General features: G+C 40.2%; 21 protein-coding genes. 12 read left to right on the top strand and 9 right to left on the bottom strand.

Features of this window, described 5'->3' with window-relative positions:
• Positions 1–14: 14 nt before the first annotated feature.
• The 4 genes from DM558_RS01590 to DM558_RS01575 are packed head-to-tail and all read right to left on the bottom strand — an operon-like array spanning position 15 to position 3,556.
• Positions 15–1,202, bottom strand: a complete 1,188-nt coding sequence (locus tag DM558_RS01590) for a toxin-antitoxin system YwqK family antitoxin (protein WP_127161750.1) — start codon at positions 1,200–1,202, stop codon at positions 15–17.
• Between the two features lie 9 nt (positions 1,203–1,211).
• Positions 1,212–2,171 (bottom strand): metallophosphoesterase, encoded by a 960-nt coding sequence (locus DM558_RS01585; RefSeq protein ID WP_127161749.1) that lies wholly within the window; start codon positions 2,169–2,171, stop codon positions 1,212–1,214.
• Complete coding sequence (locus DM558_RS01580; RefSeq protein WP_127161748.1) at positions 2,171–3,061, bottom strand: NAD(+) kinase; 891 nt, start codon at positions 3,059–3,061, stop codon at positions 2,171–2,173. The genes DM558_RS01585 and DM558_RS01580 overlap by 1 nt, the downstream gene beginning before the upstream one ends.
• 45 nt (positions 3,062–3,106) lie before the next feature.
• Positions 3,107–3,556: a YcgN family cysteine cluster protein gene (locus DM558_RS01575; RefSeq protein WP_127161747.1), complete on the bottom strand. Its 450-nt coding sequence runs from the start codon at positions 3,554–3,556 to the stop codon at positions 3,107–3,109.
• A 113-nt stretch (positions 3,557–3,669) separates the two neighbouring features.
• Here DM558_RS01575 and DM558_RS01570 point away from each other — a divergent pair, with 113 nt between their 5' ends.
• From DM558_RS01570 to cysZ, 3 genes are all read left to right on the top strand, one after another.
• Positions 3,670–4,068, top strand: a complete 399-nt coding sequence (locus DM558_RS01570; protein WP_127161746.1) for a hypothetical protein — start codon at positions 3,670–3,672, stop codon at positions 4,066–4,068.
• Between the two features lie 234 nt (positions 4,069–4,302).
• A complete protein-coding gene (gss, locus tag DM558_RS01565; RefSeq protein WP_127161745.1) occupies positions 4,303–6,183 on the top strand; it encodes a bifunctional glutathionylspermidine amidase/synthase in 1,881 nt (626 codons plus the stop codon).
• 240 nt (positions 6,184–6,423) lie between these two features.
• The gene (gene cysZ, locus DM558_RS01560) at positions 6,424–7,185 is read left to right on the top strand and encodes a sulfate transporter CysZ (RefSeq protein WP_127161744.1); all 762 of its coding nucleotides are present in this window, start codon (positions 6,424–6,426) and stop codon (positions 7,183–7,185) included.
• A 54-nt stretch (positions 7,186–7,239) separates the two neighbouring features.
• Here the strand turns inward: cysZ and DM558_RS01555 are convergent, their stop codons facing one another.
• A complete protein-coding gene (locus DM558_RS01555) occupies positions 7,240–8,169 on the bottom strand; it encodes an AEC family transporter (protein WP_127161743.1) in 930 nt (309 codons plus the stop codon).
• 91 nt (positions 8,170–8,260) lie between these two features.
• Complete coding sequence (locus DM558_RS01550) at positions 8,261–9,403, bottom strand: iron-containing alcohol dehydrogenase (RefSeq protein WP_127161742.1); 1,143 nt, start codon at positions 9,401–9,403, stop codon at positions 8,261–8,263.
• 216 nt (positions 9,404–9,619) lie between these two features.
• Here DM558_RS01550 and DM558_RS01545 point away from each other — a divergent pair, with 216 nt between their 5' ends.
• The 8 genes from DM558_RS01545 to nhaA all read left to right on the top strand — a co-directional run bounded on the left by DM558_RS01545 (position 9,620) and on the right by nhaA (position 19,234).
• Positions 9,620–10,528 (top strand): dihydrodipicolinate synthase family protein, encoded by a 909-nt coding sequence (locus tag DM558_RS01545; protein WP_127161741.1) that lies wholly within the window; start codon positions 9,620–9,622, stop codon positions 10,526–10,528.
• A gap of 35 nt (positions 10,529–10,563) precedes the next feature.
• Complete coding sequence (locus tag DM558_RS01540) at positions 10,564–12,084, top strand: UxaA family hydrolase (protein WP_127161740.1); 1,521 nt, start codon at positions 10,564–10,566, stop codon at positions 12,082–12,084.
• Positions 12,085–12,230: 146 nt separating this feature from the next.
• Complete coding sequence (locus DM558_RS01535; RefSeq protein WP_228411787.1) at positions 12,231–13,532, top strand: nickel pincer cofactor-dependent isomerase, group 22; 1,302 nt, start codon at positions 12,231–12,233, stop codon at positions 13,530–13,532.
• Positions 13,533–13,575: 43 nt separating this feature from the next.
• Positions 13,576–14,856: an MFS transporter gene (locus DM558_RS01530; RefSeq protein WP_109703369.1), complete on the top strand. Its 1,281-nt coding sequence runs from the start codon at positions 13,576–13,578 to the stop codon at positions 14,854–14,856.
• Positions 14,857–14,974: 118 nt separating this feature from the next.
• Positions 14,975–16,267, top strand: coding sequence for a nickel pincer cofactor biosynthesis protein LarC (gene larC / locus DM558_RS01525; protein ID WP_127161739.1), 1,293 nt, complete (start codon positions 14,975–14,977; stop codon positions 16,265–16,267).
• Entirely contained in the window at positions 16,260–17,084 is an 825-nt protein-coding gene (locus tag DM558_RS01520) for an adenine nucleotide alpha-hydrolase family protein (protein ID WP_127161738.1), read from the top strand. The genes larC and DM558_RS01520 overlap by 8 nt, the downstream gene beginning before the upstream one ends.
• A 4-nt stretch (positions 17,085–17,088) precedes the next feature.
• Positions 17,089–17,763, top strand: a complete 675-nt coding sequence (gene larB, locus DM558_RS01515) for a nickel pincer cofactor biosynthesis protein LarB (RefSeq protein ID WP_127161737.1) — start codon at positions 17,089–17,091, stop codon at positions 17,761–17,763.
• A 142-nt stretch (positions 17,764–17,905) separates the two neighbouring features.
• Complete coding sequence (gene nhaA / locus DM558_RS01510) at positions 17,906–19,234, top strand: Na+/H+ antiporter NhaA (protein ID WP_127161736.1); 1,329 nt, start codon at positions 17,906–17,908, stop codon at positions 19,232–19,234.
• Between the two features lie 223 nt (positions 19,235–19,457).
• Here nhaA and DM558_RS01505 read toward each other — a convergent pair whose 3' ends face one another.
• Positions 19,458–19,649, bottom strand: a complete 192-nt coding sequence (locus DM558_RS01505) for a hypothetical protein (RefSeq protein ID WP_127161735.1) — start codon at positions 19,647–19,649, stop codon at positions 19,458–19,460.
• Positions 19,650–19,842: 193 nt separating this feature from the next.
• Positions 19,843–20,202 carry a hypothetical protein gene (locus tag DM558_RS01500; protein ID WP_127161734.1) on the bottom strand — a complete coding sequence of 120 codons (360 nt, stop codon included), beginning with the start codon at positions 20,200–20,202 and terminating at the stop codon, positions 19,843–19,845.
• Positions 20,203–20,656: 454 nt separating this feature from the next.
• On the opposite strand from DM558_RS01500, the gene DM558_RS01495 reads away from it, so the two are divergent.
• Complete coding sequence (locus DM558_RS01495) at positions 20,657–21,946, top strand: MFS transporter (RefSeq protein ID WP_127161733.1); 1,290 nt, start codon at positions 20,657–20,659, stop codon at positions 21,944–21,946.
• 35 nt (positions 21,947–21,981) lie between these two features.
• Here the strand turns inward: DM558_RS01495 and mtgA are convergent, their stop codons facing one another.
• Entirely contained in the window at positions 21,982–22,731 is a 750-nt protein-coding gene (gene mtgA / locus DM558_RS01490; RefSeq protein WP_127161732.1) for a monofunctional biosynthetic peptidoglycan transglycosylase, read from the bottom strand.
• Between the last annotated feature and the right edge of the window lie 23 nt (positions 22,732–22,754).

Raw genomic sequence — 22,754 nt, 5'->3', positions numbered from 1 at the left:
TGAGAACATAATAATTATTTTTTATAAGGCTTACCATCTTCTCGCCAATATTGCCAACGGCCTTTTGGAACATCGTTATTATACTCGCCCAATAATAAACGCTTGCCATTAGGGTAATACTTGGCGTAACGGCCTTGTTTTTTACCTTGTTGATAGTTCTTTTCTAAAAATAATTGCCCATTGGGATACCACACCTGCCATTGCCCCTCTGGCAAGCCTTTGCTGTATTGTCCTCGTTCACGGGGCTGACCATTGTCATACCATGCTTGCCAAATACCTTGCTTTTTACCTTCAACATATTGGCCTTCTTGGGCTAACTGACCATTGATATGAAAACGCTGTAGGCCATCCACGGGGATGTCTTGTTGATAGCGTTGTTTAGCAGATAACTGGCCATTATCATACCAATACTGCCATTGCCCTTCGCGTAGACCTTGTTGATAGCGCCCCTCAAACGCTTTTTGTCCATTGCTATAAAAGCGTTGCCATACATTATCCATTAAACCATTACTATAATTGGCAATAAGGCGATCACCTGTCTCATAGGTCGTCTGCCAACGCCCTACTCGTTCACCGTTTTTGTAGTGGCCCTCGGTTTCTAAATGGCCATTTAGGTGCCAGCTTTTCCACGCGCCATCTAACTGGCCATTTTGGTAAAATTCATCATATTGTAACTGGCCTGTGGTGTGCCACATTTGCCAATGGCCTTGTTTTTGTCCATCAAGATAATGACCTTGCTGCTTTAATTGTTGATTATTATACCAACTACGCCACTCATCCACTTTTCTACCGTGGCGGTAAGCACCTTGTAAACTTTTATTGCCTGTAAAATTCCAATACGTCCATATGCCACTAGGCTCACCTTGTACAAAAGCAGCTTCTAAAAATTTTTGCCCATCAGTTCGCCAAAGAGTCAAACTGCCTTGAATGTGATAGCTTAAATAATCATCTAACTCAAATTTTGCCAGATCAAGTTGAGATTCATCTAATAAAATGTAGGGATCACTATATTTAGTACCGTCTAAATAAAAATCTTGAACGAGTAAACCATTATCTATTTTTTTAAGTAATACGCGGTTAAACAAATCGCTACTAACTGCTATTTGTCCCTGGTCATTCATTGCTACAGCTGCCGATGTAAAGGCTAAACTACAGATTAAGCTTGCAACCAATAAGAATGCGGTTATGATTTTTTTCATCATGTTGTATTACTAAGGTTTTTTAACCTCTACCCATACAAATTTATTAGGATCAATGTGTGTTTCGTTATCTAGTCGATAAGCCACTAATTTACCATACTTTACCGCGCTGTAGTCTAGGCAAGCAATATTATTTTGTATGGGTTCAGGCATACCTGTACACCAATAATGCCCGATAAATAATAAAGGATCGTGAACTGAGTACATGCTACATAATGCTGCCTGCTCAGGCGTTAAGTCAGTATTAGCAACAGAGATGGGAAGTGCATCAGGTTGAAATACAACGTCATGACAAGTTTTCGGATGCATCGCCCAAAACTTGGCGCGAAACATTCGACGAACAAAGCCATCATGACTCACAACCGAACGCCCCTCGGGCAAAGGCAGTTTTAAACCTAATAACAAGCGCTCAACAATGTCATACTCATAGCTTCCCCAATCCAATGTTTTTTGGATAAACTCAGGGGTTATTTTTTGGTTAGGATAATCTTGTTTAAACTGATCAATTAATATCTGATCCCAACATGCATGAACAAGCCGAAAACGATCATTCTCAATGAACAATGGCAAACTATAAAACCACTGTGTAAAAGCATGCCACTCATCGAGATAATGCTCGAACTGCTCTATTGTTTCAAGGGCTACGCGTTTATTTCTAGGAGTCATCTGTCGTACAAAACTTGTCGGATCATCTGGATGCGGCGTCACCGCTGCTAACGCATAATACTCATGGTTGCCCATTAAACAGATCGCATGTCCTTTATCAACCATGTTTTTAACTAAATGCAGTGCTTGGCGAATGTGAGGACCACGATCAATGACATCACCCAAAAATAATGCAATGCGAGAAGGATGTTGCCACACGCCCTCTTTTAATTGATAGCCCATTTGTTCAAGTAAAAGAGCCAAGGTGTCGGCGCAGCCATGAACATCACCGATGATATCGTAACCTCTGTTTGGATCAAGCCACATCAAACACGGTCCTCAATTAAACGACTTCCCCAACCTAATTTAGTACGACAAATCTTATAAAAATTATAATCTGACATATGCAATAACTTAATTTGATGCTTGTACTTACGCACTATAATTTCATCCCCCGGGGTACAGTATAAGTGATTCTGAGCATCACACGACACCTGCGGATTAATGGTTAAATGCGGTGAAATAATAATTTTCAACTCGCTATCACCATCTACCACGATAGGACGGCTAGATAACGTATGAGGATTCATCGGTACTACAAGCATTGCATTTAATTTGGGGTGGACAATCGGCCCCCCCGCAGAAAGTGCATAAGCAGTAGAGCCTGTAGGTGTTGAAATAATTAAACCATCGGCTTGCTGGCTACTGATAAACTGTCCATCCAGATAGATTTCAAACTCTATCATTCTTGCAGATTGCCCTGCATGCAGTACCACATCATTGAGCGCATCACCACTCTCAATACCACCGTCTTGATGATTCACTTGTGCGCTTAATAGAAAACGTTCCTCTAATAAATAACGTCCCTCTAACACTTCAGTAATTTGGCTCTCTAATTTATTCGGGTTAATATCGGTTAAAAAACCTAAGCGCCCCCGGTTAATGCCCACCAAAGAAATATCATAAGGTGCTAGCTCACGTGCAGCGCCAAGCATACTACCATCGCCCCCTACCACAATAGCTAAATCACAAGTTTCACCCAGTTCGCGATAACTGACTGTTGGTAAGCCATGGTCATCCATGGTTTGAGCAATCGTCTCTTCTAAAACAACGTCTAGATTTCTTTGTAAAAGCAATTGCTTAAGCCGTTGAATACTATCCACCACGTGCTGGCTATTTAAGCGACCAATAATACCGACTCTATGAAACTTATTCATGTTTTCCCTATACGATAAGGTTATTAAAACTTATAAACAACATCACTAACCGACTCTAAAAATCAAATAATTTTCCCAGTCATCTTCTTGTACTCCTGTTTCACTAAGCATCTTACCTGACATGGTAATACCCGACTTAATAGTTGTGTCAGGGTCACCTGTTATCAGAGGATGCCAAACAGGCAACGGCTCACCTGACGCTAAACAACGATAAGCACAGGTGGGCGGTAACCAATCAAAATTATCCACATCATCAGCGGTTAGCTGAATACAATCGGGAACCGTCTTTCTACGCTCTGCGTACTGTTTACACCGACAAGTTTTCAAATCCAACAATTTACAGGCAATACGAGTATAAAAAATACCCTCGCCCTCGTCATCTTCTAATTTTTGTAAGCAACAGAGTCCACACCCATCACACAATGCTTCCCACTCGTCAGAAGACATCTCTTGCAAAGTTTTTGTTTCCCAAAAACGCCTTACTTTATCGGCCATGCCCAACTCACTTATTAAATTTTCAGCAAACCAGTTTTTTCTCTACTTGGTCATGCTATTATAATTGATTCACTCAATGAATGATTTCTCTTTTTATAGAAGATACACACTTTATGATTAAATTCGTACTGGGTGCACAAGGTTTTCCTAGCTGCTGCCAACGCCCTTTTAACCTTAACCCTAAGCAACAACAAGCATTACGTGCTGAGCAAAGTATTCTCTGTCCCTTTTGTAAAAAACCTATTACCCTGCTCGATGAAAGTGAAAAACAACGCTTTGCTCGCTTTGGCAACCCTTGCCTTTACATCACGATCATTCCGCGGATTATTTTAGTGTTAATTGCAGCAGGGCTATTAATTGCCACGCTGACAGGCTATCTAACTCACTTACCGAAAGCTGTTTTCTTTATCATCATTGGAGTGGGGATTGTTGCAGCTATTGGCGGTAATGCTTATGCTCAAAGTATTTCTAACCGTAAACTACGCCTTAAACTACGACGTATAAAAGATTAACCCTACCATGGTGTATCTATTGCTTTGCTAAAAACCATCGCATCATAATAAATATCGTTTTATAATATACGCATAAACCACTCACAAAATGTATGACATGTCATCTACCCTTTTTATGTTGACATGTTCATACCTTACGCCATGACTTCGTTTATGATAGAGCGTATAACAATACTACCTCTTCAGCTGCCGCGTAAATGAGTTACCTACAACCATTAAGTAAGGTCAGAAACAATGTCTGCTGATACAACAAATAAACATGAACCCTTTGGAAAACTGCTTGGATTCGCCCCTGGAGGGGTTGCAATCTACTCATCAGACTACAAAACTGCTGACCCAACAGAATACCCCGATGACTCGGCCTACCGCAGTTATCTAGGCCATGAGTACATGGGGTATAAATGGCAATGTGTTGAATTTGCTCGCCGTTTTCTCTACTTAAATTACGGTGTTGTCTTTACTGACGTAGGTATGGCTTATGAAATTTTCTCATTACGCTTTTTACGTCGCGTGGTGAATGATGCGATTTTACCACTACAAGCCTTTGCTAATGGCAGTAAGCGTGCACCTATTGCTGGAGCCCTATTAATTTGGCAAAAAGGTGGAGAATTCAAAAGAACAGGACACGTCGCAATTATCACAGAAATATTAGCCGATAAAGTCCGTATTGTTGAGCAAAATGCTAGCGATGAACGTCTACCACGAGGCCAACAATGGTCACGAGAACTACCGCTGACACTAAAAGACGGTGAGTATCACCTACAAGATACCTTCGATGATACTGAAATTCTCGGTTGGATGATTCAAACCGATGACACAACCCATAGCCTTCCCCAACCAGTAACACCTCCTAGATACATGGCTATTCATGAAGAGCATATACCCGATAAAGGGCAATTTAGCCAACCTTGGCTCAATGAACAAGACCCTCTTGAACATGCCTATGTGACCTCTATGCATGGTCATATTATTAATAGCGACAGTATGTATCGGTTCTTTAGTATCTCAGAAAGTGCTGAGCAAGAGCTGATTAGAGCCTCTAATGAGTTACACCTTATGTACCTTCATGCAACCGATAAAGTACTAAGAGAAGATAACCTGCTTAGACATTTCAATATCCCTGAAATTCTATGGCCACGTTTACGTCTCTCATGGCAAAGACGACGTTATCAAATGATCACAGGCCGTCTTGACTTCTGCATGGATGAGCGGGGACTTAAAGTTTATGAATACAATGCTGACTCGGCCTCTTGCCACACTGAAGCAGGGCTTATTTTGCAAAAGTGGGCCGAGCAAGGTGGACTTACCCAAGGGGAAAACCCAGGCGAAGGGTTACTCAATTCATTGGCTGATGCATGGAAACACAGTGATGCCAAACCTTTTGTGCATATCATGCAGGATCAAGACAGCGAAGAAGATTATCATGCACTCTTTATGCAACGTGCCCTTACCCAATCAGGATTTGAAACCAAAATTCTTCATGGGTTAGATGAGCTACACTGGGATAAAAGGGGCCGCCTTGTTGATGCCGACAACCGCCAAGTAGGTTGTGTGTGGAAGACATGGGCGTGGGAAACTGTTCTTGAGCAACTGCGTGAAGAAAGTGAAGCACAAAATGCAGCCCCTCCTGTTCGAACAGGCCACCCTGAAAACCATGTCCGTTTAATGGATGTTTTACTACGCCCTGAAGTCACCGTGTTCGAACCACTGTGGACAGTCATTCCGAGTAATAAAGCCATCTTGCCAGTACTCTGGTCACTCTTCCCTAACCACCGCTATCTACTGGATGCAGACTTTGAGCTTAATGAAGAACTCATCAAAACTGGCTATGCCGCCAAACCCATTGCAGGCCGTTGCGGCAGCAACATTGGCCTTGTAAGCCATGAAGAACAAGTATTGGATGAAACCAGTGGTCGTTTCGCTGAACAAGAAAACATCTACCAACAACTCTGGTGTCTACCTAAAGTCAGCGACCGCTACATACAAGTTTGTACCTTTACCGTAGGCGGTCATTACGGTGGCGCTTGTCTACGCAGTGATGCTTCCCTCGTGATTAAGGGGGAAAGTGATATTCAACCACTACGTATCCTCGATGATAAAGACTTTATAAAATAAACACCTCTCCTCATACTATAGATGAACTACAACCATCTTAATCAACAATGGTTGTAGTTCAGTCAAAACCGCTTAGTTACATGATTTATATTTAGCTACTCATGGATTGAACGTGCTGTCTCTACTCATCAAAGCTCCCCTCACATTAAGATAGTGCCAAAAATTCCATATCCATAGGAATAAATTTAAAATCGTGTAGAATTAAACTTTTTTCTGATCATTAGCAGGCGTTAAATCGATATGCACTCCACCAATAAAAATGCTATTGACTACCTTATACAAGGTTATCATCTTATTTTTCAAGCAGGCGTTAAAAAATTTGTCATTATCCCGATGATTGCCAATATCGTTATTATGTCATTACTGATTGCTTGGTTTTTTTCTAAACTATCCGTGTTCATTGATATGGGGATGCAGTACGTCCCCGACTGGTTACAGTGGTTAAGTTACATCATTTCTGCCTTGCTGCTGATTATGCTCTCTATTATGTTTTGCTATTTCTTTAGTGCAATCACCAATATTATTGCCGCCCCGTTCAATGGGCTTTTAGCAGAACATGTTGAGGCCCACCTAACAGGAGAACCCGCACCAGAAACTACCGCAATGGATTTAATCAGAGATGTACCACGTATAATGAAACGTGAATTTCAAAAAATTGTTTATTATCTTGCGTGGGCAGTTCCTTTATTTATTCTTTATTGGGTTCCAGTGATTGGTCAAACCGTGGTGCCTGTTGTTTGGTTCATTTTTACAGCATGGATGATCAATGTTCAATACGCGGACTATGCTTTTGACAACCATAAAGTAGGCTTTAAAGAAATGAAAATAGCGCTACGTCGTGATGCCGTCGGTAACTGTTTTTTCGGTGCAGTTATCAGTTTATTTACGATGTTCCCTATTCTGAATCTTATCATCATGCCCATTGCTGTTTGCGGAGCAACTGCCAAGTGGGTAGATGTTTATAGAAAAGAATTTCACAGAGCCCCGATGAATCAAAAATAAAAGAGAAAGGCTCCTTATCCCCTAGGGAGCTTATCAACAATACACGTTAAACGATTACATAAAAATAGCAGCAACCAACGGAATCGTAAGGATAGAGAGTATTGTTGTAATAATTAAACCATCCGAGCAAACCGTTGCGTCAATACCATATTCGGTGGCCAGTAAGGTTGGCATATTGCCCACGGGCACAGCAATCATCATCATCGACACACCTAAAATCAAGGGTGATACAGAAAATTTAACCAAGATTGCAACAAAAATAATCGGGATAATAACCAATCTCACCAGAGCGAATACATATAATCGCAAATCAGTAAAAAGTGTTTTAAATTGCTTTTGCCCTAAAGCGACCCCGACCAACATCATTGAAAGTGGAATAGCTGTACTGCCTAATACACTGATACTTCCCTTGATAAAGTTAGGTAGTGGTGGCTTAAAAATAAATAAAAGAATTGCCACAATACACGCCAATACCCCGGGGTTAATTAACCGTTTTAAGTTTTCAAATAAAGAAACCTGTTGGTAACCTTTGGCCTTTCCAATAATAAAAACGCCATAGGTATAAAACAATATATTAAACATTAAGATAAACACAGCGACATAAAGAATAGCCTGTTTACCATAAATAGAAACTACCAGCGGCAGACCAATAAACCCAACATTAGAAAAAACCGTAATCAGACTATACAGCCCTTTCTGCGGGTTTGGAACACGAAGAATTTTATTCATTAAAGGGGTGATAATGATTAGGAAAAAATACATCGCACAAGCAATGGAAAAAATAATCAGCAGGTCATGATTAGCTGAGTCTTTAGGTTTTTCTATGACACCTGAAACAATCAATAGTGGGTTAAATACGTTTACAACCAATGAGGCTAAACTCTGCATAGAAGTCTGAGTGATGTATTGTTTTTTAAAACAAAGATAGCCTGTCAGCATGAGAATAAACAGCACTAGCATCTGGTTGAAGACGATAAAAGCCATAATAAAATGATAGCCCTTGCAATCAGCGAAATAGTGCTGCTTATGTTACTTAATCTACAATAAAATGCTATAGATTTTATTGCATAAACAATTAAGCTATTTTCTTAAATAATTCAATTAATTTTTGCTTATCAAAGAACACAGGGTTTGCTCCTGCGCAAGCATCTTTCATAGCATTTTCAGCTAGCAAATCAAAGTCAGGGTCATTAACGCCTAGCTCTTTTAATGATTTTGGTATACCTACTTCATCCGCTAATGCTTTGATTCGTTTAATAACATAATCGACGCACTCTTTATCAGACTTACCTTGGGTATCAAAACCAATCACATGAGCAATCGCACGAAATTTTTTTGGTGCGGTTTTAGCATTCTCTTCTTCTACCACAGGTAATAGCATGGCATTACACACACCATGTGGTAAGTCATACACGCCACCTAACTGATGCGCCATTGCATGAACATTACCCAAGCCCGCATTACTAAAAGCAATACCGTTAAGGAAACAGGCATAGCTCATTTGCTCACGTGCTTCAATATCATTACCCTGCTTCACTGCACGAGGTAAGTAATCAAAAATTTGGCGAATTGCATAAAGGGCTGTTGAGTCGGTTACATCCATCGCGCCTTTAGCCACGACTGCTTCAATCGCGTGAGTTAATGCATCCATCCCTGTTGCAGCTGTCAAACCTGCTGGCTTAGAAATCATTAATTCTGGATCGCTGACGGTGATATGAGCTAATGAGTTGGTATCCACCATAATCATTTTAACGTGACGGGCTTCATCAGTAATCACGTAGTTGATAGTCACCTCAGCAGAAGTACCTGCTGTTGTTGCAATAGCCACAATAGGTAAGCATTTCTTAATGCTTTTATTAATACCTTCATAATCTGTGATTTTGCCGCCATTGGTTGCAAGTACTGCTACGGCTTTTGCACAGTCTTGAGGTGAGCCACCGCCGATAGACACAATAAAATCACACTTGCCCTCTTGGCAAACTTTAAGTGCATTTTCAACGTTAGTAATAGTGGGGTTAGGTTTTACATCAAAAAAGGTTGCAGCATCAATGCCTTCTTTTTTAAGAATATTAACAACTTTGTCAACCACACCACTGTCAGCAAGGAATTTATCACTGACCACCAATGCTTTTTTGCAATGCATCTTTTTTAAAGGAGCACCTAACTCAGATAAACAGCCTTTACCTAATAAATTGATAGGGGGAATATAGTAAATCATGTATTTCACTCCATTGTTAATCATATTTTCTTTATAAAGAACAGCGAAACCATTATATAGAAACAAATCATATTTTATAAAAATACTCTATATCGCTTGATAAAGATCATTAAATTTAATTATTTTACATTTATGTCATTGCAATTAACCTCATTCTTATTAACAATCATACAAAGTTCAAAACTTTTGTTCTATATACAGAAATAGAGGAAATTCATGAAAATCATCAAACAACTTAAAGGCATTTTTCCACCTGTTCCCACCATGGTCGATAAACATGGCAATCTTGATCAAGCAAAGATGGCTAATCTACTGGAACACATCATTAAAAGTGATGCCGATGGCATGTTAATTTTGGGTAGCGGCGGCGAGTTTTGTCACATGACACCAGAACTTCGCCTTGAAGTTGCAGAGTTCTGTGTTAAACATGTGAATAAAAGAATCCCTGTAATGGTGGGTATTTCTAGCCCTAGCACTAAAGAAACTATCGAATACGGACAACATGCAGCAAGCATTGGTGCTGACGCAGCCTTGGTTGTTAACCCTTACTATGCTTTATTAAATAGTGATGCAATCTATAACCACTATAAAGCCGTTGCTGAGAATGTTAACTTACCTATATTGCTCTATAACTTCCCTGCCCTAACAGGCCAAGATATTGGTATTGATACCATTACACGCTTAGCAAAAGATGTTCCTAATATTGTTGGTTTAAAAGACACCATCGATAACATTAGTCATACCCGCGAAGTCATCAATAGAGTACATGCTTTCCGTCCTGACTTTGTGATCTTTAGTGGCTTTGATGAATACATGCTAGATACCTTAATTTTAGGTGGGCATGGTGGTATTCCCGCTACCTTTAACTTCGCACCTCACATTACCAAAGGTATTTATAACGCTTTTGTCGCTAAAGACTACGAAAAAGCTTTTAGCATGCAACGCAAACTTGCCAAATTAATGCCAGTGTATGCGATAGAGATACCGTTCTTTGGTGTGATTAAACAAGCGCTTAAGCTTATTGGTGTCGATGTTTCTACTGAAGTCCTCGCTCCCGTTCAAAAATTAACATCTGAGAAAAAGAAAGCCGTAGAAAAGTTATTAACAGAATCTAAAATTATCTAAGCCGCTGTTGATGAGACAACATAAGGAGTCATTTTATGAGCAACGTATCTAAAACAATCATACTTCATCCCAATGATGATGTTGCTATTGCACGTGTTCCCATTCCAGCGGGCTATGTAATTCAAGAAAAAAATGTCACCGTACTATCTGATATAAAAGAAGGCCACAAAATAGCCCTGCACGATATTGCACCCGATCAACCACTAAAACGTTACAATCAAATTATTGGTTATTCGAGCTGCCCAATCAAAGCAGGAGAACATGTACACTTACAAAACTTAAAAATGGGTGAATATGGGCAAGTCTATGATTTTTGTGTAGACAAACACACCACACCTAAGCCAACTGAAAAAAGAACATTTAAAGGCTACAAACGTGCTAACGGCAAAGTTGGAACTCGTAACTACATTGGGATATTAACTTCTGTTAACTGTAGTGCTACTGTGGCGCGTGCAATTGAAGATCACTTTAAAAAACGTGGTTTAGACGACTTCGCAAATATTGATGGTATTGTTGCATTGCCACAAAGCTTTGGCTGTGCCATGGACATGAAAGGTGACTTGATGAATATCATGCGCCGTACCATGAGCGGCTATGCCAACCACCCTAACTTTGCAGGTATTCTCATTATTGGTTTAGGGTGTGAGTCCAATCAAATCAAAGACCTCATTCAAGTCGAGGGTCTTAATGAAGGCTTGATGTTACAGCACATGACCATCCAAGAAACAGGTGGTTCACAAAAAACCTTTGATAAAGGGGTAGAAATTATTGAGAGCATGTTAGCAGAAGCTAACAAATATACCCGTGAAGAAGCGCCTGCCTCTGAATTGATACTGGCATTAGAGTGTGGTGGTTCAGACAGCTACTCAGGCATTTCAGCCAACCCTGCTCTAGGAGTTGCAGTTGACCTTCTCGTACAACAAGGCGGCACAGCCATACTGGCAGAAACACCAGAAATTTATGGCGCGGAATACATTCTGACTCGCCGTGCAGTCTCTCCAGAAATTGGCCAGAAATTAGTTAATCGCATTCTTTGGTGGGAAGACTATGCTAAGCGCTGCAACGCTGAGTTAAATAATAACCCCTCCGCAGGCAATAAAGAAGGTGGGCTAACAACCATTCTTGAAAAATCACTGGGCGCTATTTGTAAAGCAGGTAGCACTAATCTTGTGGATGTCTATGAATATGCAGAGCCTGTAGAGGCTAAAGGTTTAGTCTTTATGGATACGCCCGGATATGATGCATTCGCTTGCACAGGTCAGATTGCTGGCGGTTCTAATATCATGTGTTTTACCACAGGCCGTGGTTCAGCTTATGGTGCAAAACCAACACCCTGCATAAAGATTGCTTCCAATAACTTCTTATGGAAACGACAAGAAGAAGACATGGACATTAACTGCGGTGATGTTGCCGATGGCATAGAAACATTAGAAAGCGCAGGCAAACGAATCTTTGAAATGATTCTTGCCGTAGCCTCTGGTGAAAGAACCAAAAGTGAGAAATTTGGCTATGGTTCATTAGAGTTTGTGCCTTGGCAACCTGGCGCCATTATGTAGTCACTGTGCTTAGCTCATAGAGGCTACCGCTACTATCAACGTAGCCTCTAAACGTTTTTGCATTAGAAACTGAAATCACAAGGGATAAAGAAATCTACATATCCTAGTTTTTTATAAAAATAAATTATTTCTCAAACAAGGAGAATATGATGTCATTTGTTGATGAATTACTCAATAATGTAGAACTACCCAAAATGGTTAGAATCAGACAATGCTTTGACTCACCTGAAGAAATTAAAGAGGTGGAAGAAAAAGTTCGTCAAGAGTTCGCAAAACCAGAAATACGCAATAAAATTAAAGCAGGGATGACAATTGCCGTAGGAATTGGAAGCCGAGGCGTTGCACAAATCGACCGAATTGCCACCGCTGTTATTAACGAACTAAAAGCATTAGGGGCTAAACCTTATGGCGTACCAGCGATGGGTAGCCACGGTGGAGCAACAGCAGAAGGACAGCGCCACGTATTAGAAAAGTTAGGGATTACAGAAGAAAGCCTAGGTTGTGAAATTCGCTCATCCATGGAGACCGTAAAAGTCGGCGAATTACCCAATGGCCTAGAAGTATTAATGGATAAAAATGCCATGGCTGCTGATGGCATCATCTGCATCAACCGTATCAAAGCCCATAACGCCTTTACTGCACCTATTGAGAGTGGCATTATCAAAATGCTCTCCATTGGTTTTGCTAAGCAAAAAGGGGCTGATGCTTGCCACACTTATGGCTTTGGGCAAATGGCAGGCAACATTGTTGAAATGGCCAGAATTAAAGTCGCCAACACCCCTTTCTTATTTGGTATTGGAACCATAGAGAATGCCTTTGATCAAGTGGTCGATATTGAAGCGATCCCCGCTGAAAAACTAGAAGAACGAGAAAAAGCACTCCTTGCCCGATCAAAAACCTACTTCCCCAAAATCATGTTCGATAACGTCGATATCTGCGTGGTTGATTTAATGGGTAAAATCTACTCTGGTGGTGGGATGGATTGCCATGTAACAGGGCGCGCGTGCACTCCTTTTATGCAACCCATTGCATCCATTAGACCTGACCGTATAACAGTACTTGATTTACACGAAAAGAGCGGTGGCAATGCAACAGGTATGGGATTTGCTGACTTCTCCACCAAACGTTTATTGGATAAAGTAGACTTTCCTGAAACCTACCCTAATGTTCTGACTTCTCGGCTTACTCAAGATGGCTATGTTCCTGTTATTTTAGCCAATGATAAACAAGCGATACAAGCAGCAGTTAAGACCTGTATTATTTTGGATGGCCGCAAAGAAGCACGTATGGTGAGAATCGCTAATACCTTACACATTAATGAGCTTTATATCTCTGAAAATATGCTAGAAGATGCTAAAGCTAACCCAAACATTGAAATTCTCAGTGAACCACACCCCATTATTTTTGATGAAAATAATAACGTAATTGACATAGGAATTAACCTATAACCACCTAACTACCCAAATCTATAGTTAGATAAGGAGACATGTAATGAATAGTATTACGTTGTTATCTGTTGTCAAAAAGACCAAATTCCGTCTGATCCCTTTTATGCTAATGCTTTATATATTAGCTTTTTTAGACCGCTCCAATATTGGCTTTGCCAAAGAAAGTTATCAGCTGGATATTAATTTAAGTAATGAAGCTTACGCTTTAGGTGCAGGGCTTTTCTTTGTGGTTTACGCCTTTTTGGGTGCACCCGCCAACCTTTGTTTAAAAAAGTTTGGGGCACGTCGTTGGATTGGAATCACAACATTGGCGTGGGGATTGTTATCTGCCGCCATGGGTTATGCAGATACTGAAGCCAAGTTTTTGACCATTAGAATTTTATTAGGGGTTGCAGAAGCGGGCTTCTTCCCAGGAATGATTTATTTAACCTCACAATGGTTTCCACAGGCTAATCGCGCCGCAGTGATGGGGCTGTTCTATATGGGTGCACCACTGGCCATGGCTTTTGGTTCTCCCCTTTCGGGAGCTTTGTTAGAACTGCACGGCTTCTTAGGTCACCCTGGTTGGTATTGGATGTTTGTCATTGAAGGTTTCTTAGCTTTCTTAGCTGGTATTTGGACATTCTTTTATCTTGACGATACCCCTGAAAAAGCAAGATTCCTCACCGCAGAAGAGAAAACCTTACTTGCCAACCAAATGGCCCTAGAAGAAAGCAGCAAAAAAGCCGCTTCTGCTAAACTAATTGATGCCTTAAAAAACCCAAAAATTTGGCACTTTGCAATTATTTATGGTTGCATCCAATGCGGGGTATATGGGCTTATTTTCTTTTTGCCTACCCAAGTGGCAGGCATTATGGGCAGTAAGGTAAACTTTTTAACTTCCCTTGTGACTGCACTTCCTTGGTTGTGTGCATTGGTCGGTACGTTCTTTATTCCAAGATACTCTGACCAAACACAAGAAAGACGTAATATCTGTGCTACCACTTTATTAGTCGGAGGGATTGCACTTGGTCTTTCTGCCTACTTAGGCCCAGTACTGGCTATTATGGCACTGTGTGTTGCAGGAACAGCTTACTTTGCTTGCCAACCCATCTTTTGGATTATGCCCTCATCTATTTTAACAGGTAATGCATTGGCGGCAGGTATTGGCTTTATTAATATGTTTGGTGCTTTCTTTAGCTTTGGTGCACCACTTTTAAGGCAACACGCAGAAAACCTTGCTGGCACTCATGCGGCTGGCCTACTATCCATTGGGTTCGTGGTAGTGATGGGTGCGGTACTGATTTTTATTCTGCCTAAAAATGTTGGTGCAAGTCATAACTAATCAACTCCATTTAAATTTAGGCATTTAAAAAACATGGCTTTAAAACCTACAATGTATTTGTATAAAATAGCAAATACATTGTAGCATTCCAAGTAATCGTAACGAGAGGATGTAACCTGTGCATGTTCATTTAGACGTCATTGGAGGTATAGCAGGTGATATGTTTTGCTCAGCAATGCTTGATGCATTTCCTGAGTTAGAAAGCCCGTTGCAAACATTCTTAGCCACATTGCCTTTGTACCAAAGTTACTCATTTAAATTAAATGAGAAAAAACAAAAAGAAATTTTAGGCAAACAGTTTATTATTTGTAAAAATGACCAAGCCCTGCAAGATCAAAATCATCTTGTATTCACAGTCTACACCCCTTCTAAATCTGCGACGATAGCTAAAAAACTAATATCCCAAGAGCATCATCACTACACATGGCAAAGTATCCAACAAAAACTACAACAAATTAGCCATTGCCCTGATATCTATCAAATAGCCTGTGGGGTATATTCCTTATTAGCCAAAGCAGAAAGTGAAATTCATGGCATGGCATTAGCTGATCTCTGTTTGCATGAAGTAGGTGCTGATGATGCCCTCCTAGACATAATTTCAGCTGCATTTTTAATCCACCATAGTCAAATTTGTACATGGTCATGCTCGGCACTCCCGTGGGGCAATGGCATTGTCAATTGTGCTCATGGCGCTTTGCCCGTCCCCGCCCCTGCTACCTTAAAAATTCTACAAGGCTTTCGTTGGTCGCAAGATGATGAAATAGGTGAAAGAATCACACCGACAGGCGCTGCCATATTGGCATGGTTGATTAATAACCATGGTGCACAACTTTCAGGAAGTTTAACAAGACACGGTTACGGCTGTGGGCAACGACAATTCAAACATAAACCCAATATTCTTCGTGCCAATGTATTTGAAACTAAAACCAATACCGTTATCCAAGATACTGTTATGGTGATTCAATGTGATATTGATGACATGACAGCTGAAAATCTAGCCATTGCTCAGGAAAAAATAAGGTCACAGCCAGGTGTTATCGACCTCACCAGCCAACAATTCATGGGTAAAAAAGGACGATGGAGCACAAGATTTGAGTTACTCTGTAAACCTGAACAACTAGAAGCCGTTTGCCAGCTCATACTGCTTCAAACATCAACCTTAGGCGTTAGGTTCTGGCGCACTGAACGCATTAAAGTTGTTCGTGAACATATTAATATCGATGCACAAAACCAACAGTGGCCATTAAAAATTGCTAAACGCCCAGATAATTCTGTCACGGTTAAACTTGAAGCGGATACGGTAAAATCTTTAAACACCAGCTACAGAGAACGACAGCGCTTAATAGCCAACATTGAACAACAAGCTTTGGATCAATACACACGTTCATCAACTGGGGGAAATCATGAGTAACTTGGACATTCAGAATATCATCCATACGCTAACAGAGTGGTTTAAAAAAACGGGAGACTGTGTGATCGCCACCAGTGGCGGTATCGATAGTATGGTGTTAGCCTATATCGCTCACCAAGCTATCCCGCAACAGGTTATCATCGCGCACTCAACCTCGGTATCAGTTCCCACCTTAGATGCGGCAAGAGTACGGCTATATGCTGAAAAATATCACTGGGCGTTACAGCTCATCGAAGCAGGTGAGTTAAATGATACGACTTACCGAAGTAACCCAGTAAATCGCTGTTATTATTGTAAATGTAGCTTATTTACTCAACTACAAAAACTACAGCATGGCGCTCTTGTCACAGGCACAAATTTAGATGATCTCGGTGATTATCGCCCTGGGCTTATTGCTGCAAAAGAACAAGGGGTATTACAACCCTATGTTGAGTTATCCATCAACAAAGCCACTATTCGTAAACTATCAGAATACCTGCAATTAGATGATTTAAAAGATATCCCCGCTTCACCTTGCTTGGCTAGCCGTATTGAAACAGGAATCAGCATTGAGCCAACTTATCTTGAAGTGGTCGATAAAATTGAGAATCATGCCCGCAAAGCACTACAAACAGACATTGTACGTTTTCGTATTCGCAAAGAGACTGTTGCATTAGAGTTAACACCTGAACGCTTGCAGCAGTTATCAACACTTCAACAAGAAGCACTCCTTAGTTATATTAAACAAACCATTACTCCATTAACCATACCCCAAACAATTCAATTCGTACCCTATCAGCAAGGTAGCGCCTTTATTGGCGTCAAACATTTGGAATAAAAAGATGGAAAATGAAAATATTATCATGGATTTCGAGCGCCGTAAGCGTTGCGCAATTGAAGAGGCTGTTTTTTGCGAATTTAAAACACCCGACCAATTAGAACAAATTTTAACCTTAGCCAAACAAAATAATAAAACACTGCTGTTCACACGGTTAAACCAAGAAAAATTCTTTATGCTGTCAAAGCATTGGCAAACAACACTCACCTATCATCCTGTCGCGCGTTGTGCTGTATTGGGTGAGTTACCTAAACTTACCAATGAAGCCCCCCCCCTAATCGCCATTGTTTCTGCAGGATCATCGGATGCTTCTGTTTGCCATGAGGCATTACTCACTCTAAACTACCATGGTATTGCTGCTGATCTCTTTCAAGATATTGGTGTTGCAGGGCTATGGCGCCTTTTAGATAAACTCCCCCAATTACAACAATACAGTATTATCATTGCGGTTGCAGGAATGGAAGCTGCGTTGCCCACCGTGCTAGCAGGTTTGGTGGATGCTCCAATTATTGCAGTACCAACGTCCATAGGGTATGGTATATCAGTAGGCGGTAATGTAGCACTACAATCATGCCTCTCAAGCTGTGCAGGTGGAGTAATGACAGTCAACATTGACAATGGATATGGCAGTGCCTGTGCAGCCATTAAAATATATAAAAAAATAGTCAATCGATCATAACCTCAATAGGCTTATGAGCAACTATAGACAATAGAAATCTTATTCTACTTGTTATATAATCAGCAGTCGGGTGTTGCAACAATGGTGTTGTAAAACAGGTTTACAAAACGAAGTCGGGCCGCTTCGTCGGGAGTTTTCATCTATGAGAAAACCTGCGCTACCTAAGCTTCACGCGGTAACACAACGTTCATTGAGTGCCATTAACCACTTCCTTCATATTGAGGCTGTGGGTGGTTTAATTCTTTTTTTTATTGCCATTATCGCTCTACTATGGGCTAACTCCCCTTTTACAAACAGCTATCATGCGTTATGGCATATGCCTATTGGCATTACTCTCGGTTCCTTTTATTTCTCGCAATCTCTGCACTTTTGGATTAATGACGTCTTAATGACATTCTTTTTCTTAGTGGTGGGGATGGAAATCAGAAAAGAAATATACGATGGGGCACTGTCTAATTTACGAGTAGCTCTTTTACCTTTAGCCGCCGCATTGGGCGGAGTAATAGCCCCAGCGTTGATTTATCTTTCATTAAATCACTCCCCTGATCAAATAAAGGGCTGGGCGGTTCCTACTGCCACCGATATTGCTTTTGCTGTGGGAGCGTTGGCTGTTCTAGGCAAGTCAATTCCCAGTAATATTCGTATTTTCTTATTAGCGTTAGCAATTATTGACGATATTGTCGCAGTGCTTATTATAGCTTTCTTCTACTCAGGCGGTTTTGATACCACCGGTTTAATGCTGGCGGTAGTGGGTATTTTATTAGTCTTATTTTTCCAATGGTTAGGGTTTCGTTCAGCATTTGCCTACCTAATCCCCGGTGCTATTTTATGGTCTGGTTTATTTATTGCAGGCGCTCACCCTACCTTAGCTGGTGTTATTTTAGGCTTGATGACCCCCGTGGTAACATATTATTCCAAAGAAACCTGTGTTAACTCTGTCAGCAAAGCTATAGAAGCCATTCAAAGCAGTAATCAATATGAAACCATTACTGACTCTGCATTTAACTTGCATAAGGTTCAGCGTGAGATACTTCCCCCTGTTACTCGTATCAACATTACTCTCCATCCTTGGGTAACTTTCGGTATTATGCCACTATTTGCCCTAGCTAATGCAGGAATTACCGTTGGTGATCTCGATCTTTCTTTAGCGTCAGCACATCATGTTATGTTTGGGGTTATGGTGGCTTTAATGCTTGGTAAACCTTTAGGTATTCTTTTGTTCTCGTATGCTATGGTGAAGTTAGGTATTTGCCAATTTCCCAAAGGCATCAACCTCGCAGGGATTTTATTAGTTGGATTACTGGGCGGCATCGGCTTCACCATGTCTATCTTTATTGCTAACTTAGCATTTACTAATGAAACCCTATTGGGAGCAGCTAAAGCTGGCGTTCTACTCGGTTCGCTGCTTTCAATTATCATTGGTTTAGGTTGGGGCTACATTTATAAAAAAAATTCAGCCATTAATTCATAATGGCTTTTCTTAAACACATTAAACATTATCTAAGCTGAAACTGTCGTTTCGGCTTAGATAAACATGTGTCTATAATCACACTAATAACACCGAGGAATATAAATACCTTAGCTCCATAAGAAACGATAAAAATATCCCCTTCAATAACATAGAGTAGCAACCAGGATGAACGCATTAGCCCAGAAGAAAAAAAGGTATAGAACTAAAAAATGCCTCCAGTTTATTACTTTTCATCGTCACGATAATTAAGATGATAACTAATACTATGGCTTTTACAACTAAAACCAACCATTTGCCACGTAATTCCTGCTTTTAATAACTCTAAAATAGATGAAGAACAAACAACTCCTTCTGCCAACTTGGTCTTTTTAATAAAGATAACCGCAATAAATGCCGAAATGAGGAGATTAAACACCGTTTGTACAATATGGCAATAATCCAACCGAGATAATAAATTTTGAAGAAGTAACTTACTAATAAAAAATAGACCAGTGATGTTACCCCTAAATACATCGTTTTTATGACTTGTTTTTCTTTTTGTTGGGTAATATTTGAAGCCACTAATAATTTAACTAAACTACCGAATATAATTATTAAACTCAGTATATTTAATAGCAAAATACAACAATGTTGAAGAAGAGAAAAATTAAAAAAGCATTAAATGCTGAAGTATTAACGGTTAAAAAGTATACGATAAGCCCAATCGCTAATGAGGCGTCGATGTTTTTTATATTAGATAATCGCAACCATAATTGATGCCTTGATATTATAAAATAAGTAATCAAACCTATAAAAAAATAACAACCAATAGTTGCGCCTGCCCTATTACAAAAGAAGCTTGGCAGACTCATGATGGAAAAGAACACTTGAATTACAACTGCTAATCCGAGAAAAACCACACACTTTCCAAATAAACTTATGGGAATAAAATCCTGATTAGCGGTGGATAGTCTTTCTTGCTGCCCCATTATTTTTTCTTGATATAGCAAACAATCAGCATATGCCATTTGACAATGGGGGCATTGAAATCTTGAGTTTGTATCCTATTTTTTTCGAATATAACCACATGCAGGGCAAACGATCATATTAAACTCTAATTTAAAATTATTGTATTAAATTGAAATAAATAATAGCACTTTTAACCGTCAATAAACATATCTATCCATAAACTTTCTTATATTGAGTAATGAAAGAGGTTCAATAAGTATCTTTAAAATAGATTGCTTTCCATTTTTTACTTATTACTTTTCAATAATATTGATCTTAAACAACGAGAAGAAAATACAGAACGTTATGATAAAACCGCACAATAGTAAACATTTTGTTAAAAAAAAGTAACGCTCAACTCATCACGCAACATGATGAACTAAAATTTTACTTAATATATTTAAACTAATAGTCGCTAAATCAAACGGAGAAGGTATGGACCAGTTAGCAACAAAGAAGCTCTATGGCAAAATCATGTTACGCATGATTCCTTATATTTTTGTCTGTTACTTATTTAATTACCTAGACCGTGTCAATGTTGGATTTGCCAAACTACAAATGCTCGATGATATTGGGATGAGTGAAACGGCTTATGGACTAGGCGCAGGTATATTCTTTATTGGCTATCTTGCATTTGGTTTACCTAGCAACTTAGCCATACAGAAATTTGGTGCAAAACGTTGGCTAGCAGTTATTATGATTCTTTGGGGTGCACTCTCTACCTCATTAATGTTTGTCCATTCAGCCAACTCATTTTATATCTTAAGATTTTTTACGGGCGCGGCAGAAGCAGGCTTTTTCCCGGGTTTAGTACTTTATTTTACTTATTGGTTTCCTAACTCAGTGCGTGGCCGCGTCATGACGCTGTTTATGTCAGCGATTCCCCTATCTGGGGTCGTGGGTGGGCCTTTATCCGGTTGGATTTTAGATACATTCACCCTAAATCCTCTTGGAGGGCTAGCGCCTTGGCAATGGCTCTTTATCATTGAGGGATTACCCACAGTTGCACTGGGGATTGGTATCTACTTTATCTTAGATGATAACGTTTCTAGCGCTAACTGGCTAACTCAAGAGCAAAAAGATAAAATCCTATCTGATCTCGCCGAAGATGAAAAAAATAAACCAGCCGTGCAATCAGACTCTATGACCGACGTACTAAAAAACAAAATGGTCTGGTTTTTTGGCTTTATTTATTTTTCTTGCCAAGTGGGTGTCTATGCTATTAACTTCTGGCTTCCCTCTGTGATTAAGTCCGCCAATTGGGGAGATATGACGGCAGTGGGTTGGATTACTGCTATTCCTTACTTTGCCGCCACTGTTTTTATGATCTTCATGGGTAAATCAGCGGATAAGCACAATGAGCGCCGTTGGCATCTAGGGATTCCTATGCTCATGGGATTCTTTGGATTAATGATCAGCGCCTCTTTTAGTTCATCGGCTAGCATTGCACTGGTAGGCTTGGTGATTGCTACAATGGGCTTTTTATCATCACTGGCTCTTTTCTGGCCTTTATCAAGTAACTATCTAAGCGCTTCTGCCACAGCTTGTGGTCTTGCAATCATCAACTCTATCGGTCAAATTGCTGGCTTTGTAAGCCCTTACTTTGTGGGTTGGATAAAAGAAGCAACACAATCAACTGATGCAGCGTGGTATTGTATATCAATCCTTGCGTTATTCGGTGTGATCGTGATGCTCTCCATTTCGAAACCTAAAAGCACTAACTAAGCACAACAATATCCCCTACCTTAAGCTAGGGGATATTACTTACAGCCACTACACTCTAGTTTTTTCAAGAAACCAATACCACCTAAATTATCCATTTGTTGCCGAATAAAAGCAGCCCGTGATCGAATATAAGTCGTTGGTTTGGCAGGGTTCCAATTACGAGGATTAGGCAAAACAGCCGCTAATAAACTGGCCTGCTCTTTGGTCAAATTTTTGGCAGGTACATGAAAATAATACCGAGCGGCCGCTTCTGCCCCAAAAATACCGTCACCCCACTCCGCACTGTTCAAATAAATCTCTAGCACACGCTCCTTACTCCACAGCACCTCTAGCCATGCCGTAAACCAAACCTCAACACCTTTACGTAGCCAACTACGTCCCGACCATAAAAAAATATTTTTAGCCACTTGTTGGCTAATCGTACTGGCTCCACGTAAACGTCCACCCTTGGCATTATGCTGTAGCGCTTGTTGGATAGCATCAAAATCAAAACCATGGTGAGTGGGAAAATTTTGATCTTCTGAAGCGATTACTGCAAGTTTCAAATAATCTGAAATATCATCCCAATCAGCCCACTCGCGTTTGATAGAAATAGGCTGCTTCGCCTGCCAACTTTCAACCTTACGTTCAACCATTAACACAGTACCGATGGGATTAATCCAACGTAAGCTAAGCACCATCAACACCGAAATAACCATTAGGCTAATCAGTAAAAACACTAGGTATTTAAAGCACTTTCTAAAAAATACTCGTATCTTGCGTAGCGCGTCGCTAAATGTTGCCATAATTTCAAAATCATGAGTTAAAT

Source organism: Entomomonas moraniae, assembly GCF_003991975.1.
GTDB classification, from domain to species: Bacteria; Pseudomonadota; Gammaproteobacteria; order Pseudomonadales; family Pseudomonadaceae; genus Entomomonas; species Entomomonas moraniae.
This window is presented reverse-complemented; position numbering and strand designations above follow the sequence as displayed.

Bases quoted from the DNA above. Each gene is read 5' to 3' on its own strand.
- nhaA (WP_127161736.1), top strand. From the start codon at position 17,906: ATGAGAAAACCTGCGCTACCTAAGCTTCACGCGGTAACACAACGTTCA.
- DM558_RS01585 (WP_127161749.1), bottom strand. From the start codon at position 2,171: ATGTGGCTTGATCCAAACAGAGGTTACGATATCATCGGTGATGTTCAT.
- mtgA (WP_127161732.1), bottom strand. From the start codon at position 22,731: ATGGCAACATTTAGCGACGCGCTACGCAAGATACGAGTATTTTTTAGA.
- DM558_RS01590 (WP_127161750.1), bottom strand. From the start codon at position 1,202: ATGATGAAAAAAATCATAACCGCATTCTTATTGGTTGCAAGCTTAATC.
- DM558_RS01520 (WP_127161738.1), top strand. From the start codon at position 16,260: ATGAGTAACTTGGACATTCAGAATATCATCCATACGCTAACAGAGTGG.
- DM558_RS01540 (WP_127161740.1), top strand. From the start codon at position 10,564: ATGAGCAACGTATCTAAAACAATCATACTTCATCCCAATGATGATGTT.
- DM558_RS01535 (WP_228411787.1), top strand. From the start codon at position 12,231: ATGATGTCATTTGTTGATGAATTACTCAATAATGTAGAACTACCCAAA.
- DM558_RS01530 (WP_109703369.1), top strand. From the start codon at position 13,576: ATGAATAGTATTACGTTGTTATCTGTTGTCAAAAAGACCAAATTCCGT.
- DM558_RS01550 (WP_127161742.1), bottom strand. From the start codon at position 9,403: ATGATTTACTATATTCCCCCTATCAATTTATTAGGTAAAGGCTGTTTA.
- DM558_RS01575 (WP_127161747.1), bottom strand. From the start codon at position 3,556: ATGGCCGATAAAGTAAGGCGTTTTTGGGAAACAAAAACTTTGCAAGAG.
- DM558_RS01545 (WP_127161741.1), top strand. From the start codon at position 9,620: ATGAAAATCATCAAACAACTTAAAGGCATTTTTCCACCTGTTCCCACC.
- cysZ (WP_127161744.1), top strand. From the start codon at position 6,424: ATGCACTCCACCAATAAAAATGCTATTGACTACCTTATACAAGGTTAT.
- gss (WP_127161745.1), top strand. From the start codon at position 4,303: ATGTCTGCTGATACAACAAATAAACATGAACCCTTTGGAAAACTGCTT.
- DM558_RS01500 (WP_127161734.1), bottom strand. From the start codon at position 20,202: ATGGGGCAGCAAGAAAGACTATCCACCGCTAATCAGGATTTTATTCCC.
- DM558_RS01495 (WP_127161733.1), top strand. From the start codon at position 20,657: ATGGACCAGTTAGCAACAAAGAAGCTCTATGGCAAAATCATGTTACGC.
- DM558_RS01570 (WP_127161746.1), top strand. From the start codon at position 3,670: ATGATTAAATTCGTACTGGGTGCACAAGGTTTTCCTAGCTGCTGCCAA.
- DM558_RS01555 (WP_127161743.1), bottom strand. From the start codon at position 8,169: ATGGCTTTTATCGTCTTCAACCAGATGCTAGTGCTGTTTATTCTCATG.
- larB (WP_127161737.1), top strand. From the start codon at position 17,089: ATGGAAAATGAAAATATTATCATGGATTTCGAGCGCCGTAAGCGTTGC.
- DM558_RS01580 (WP_127161748.1), bottom strand. From the start codon at position 3,061: ATGAATAAGTTTCATAGAGTCGGTATTATTGGTCGCTTAAATAGCCAG.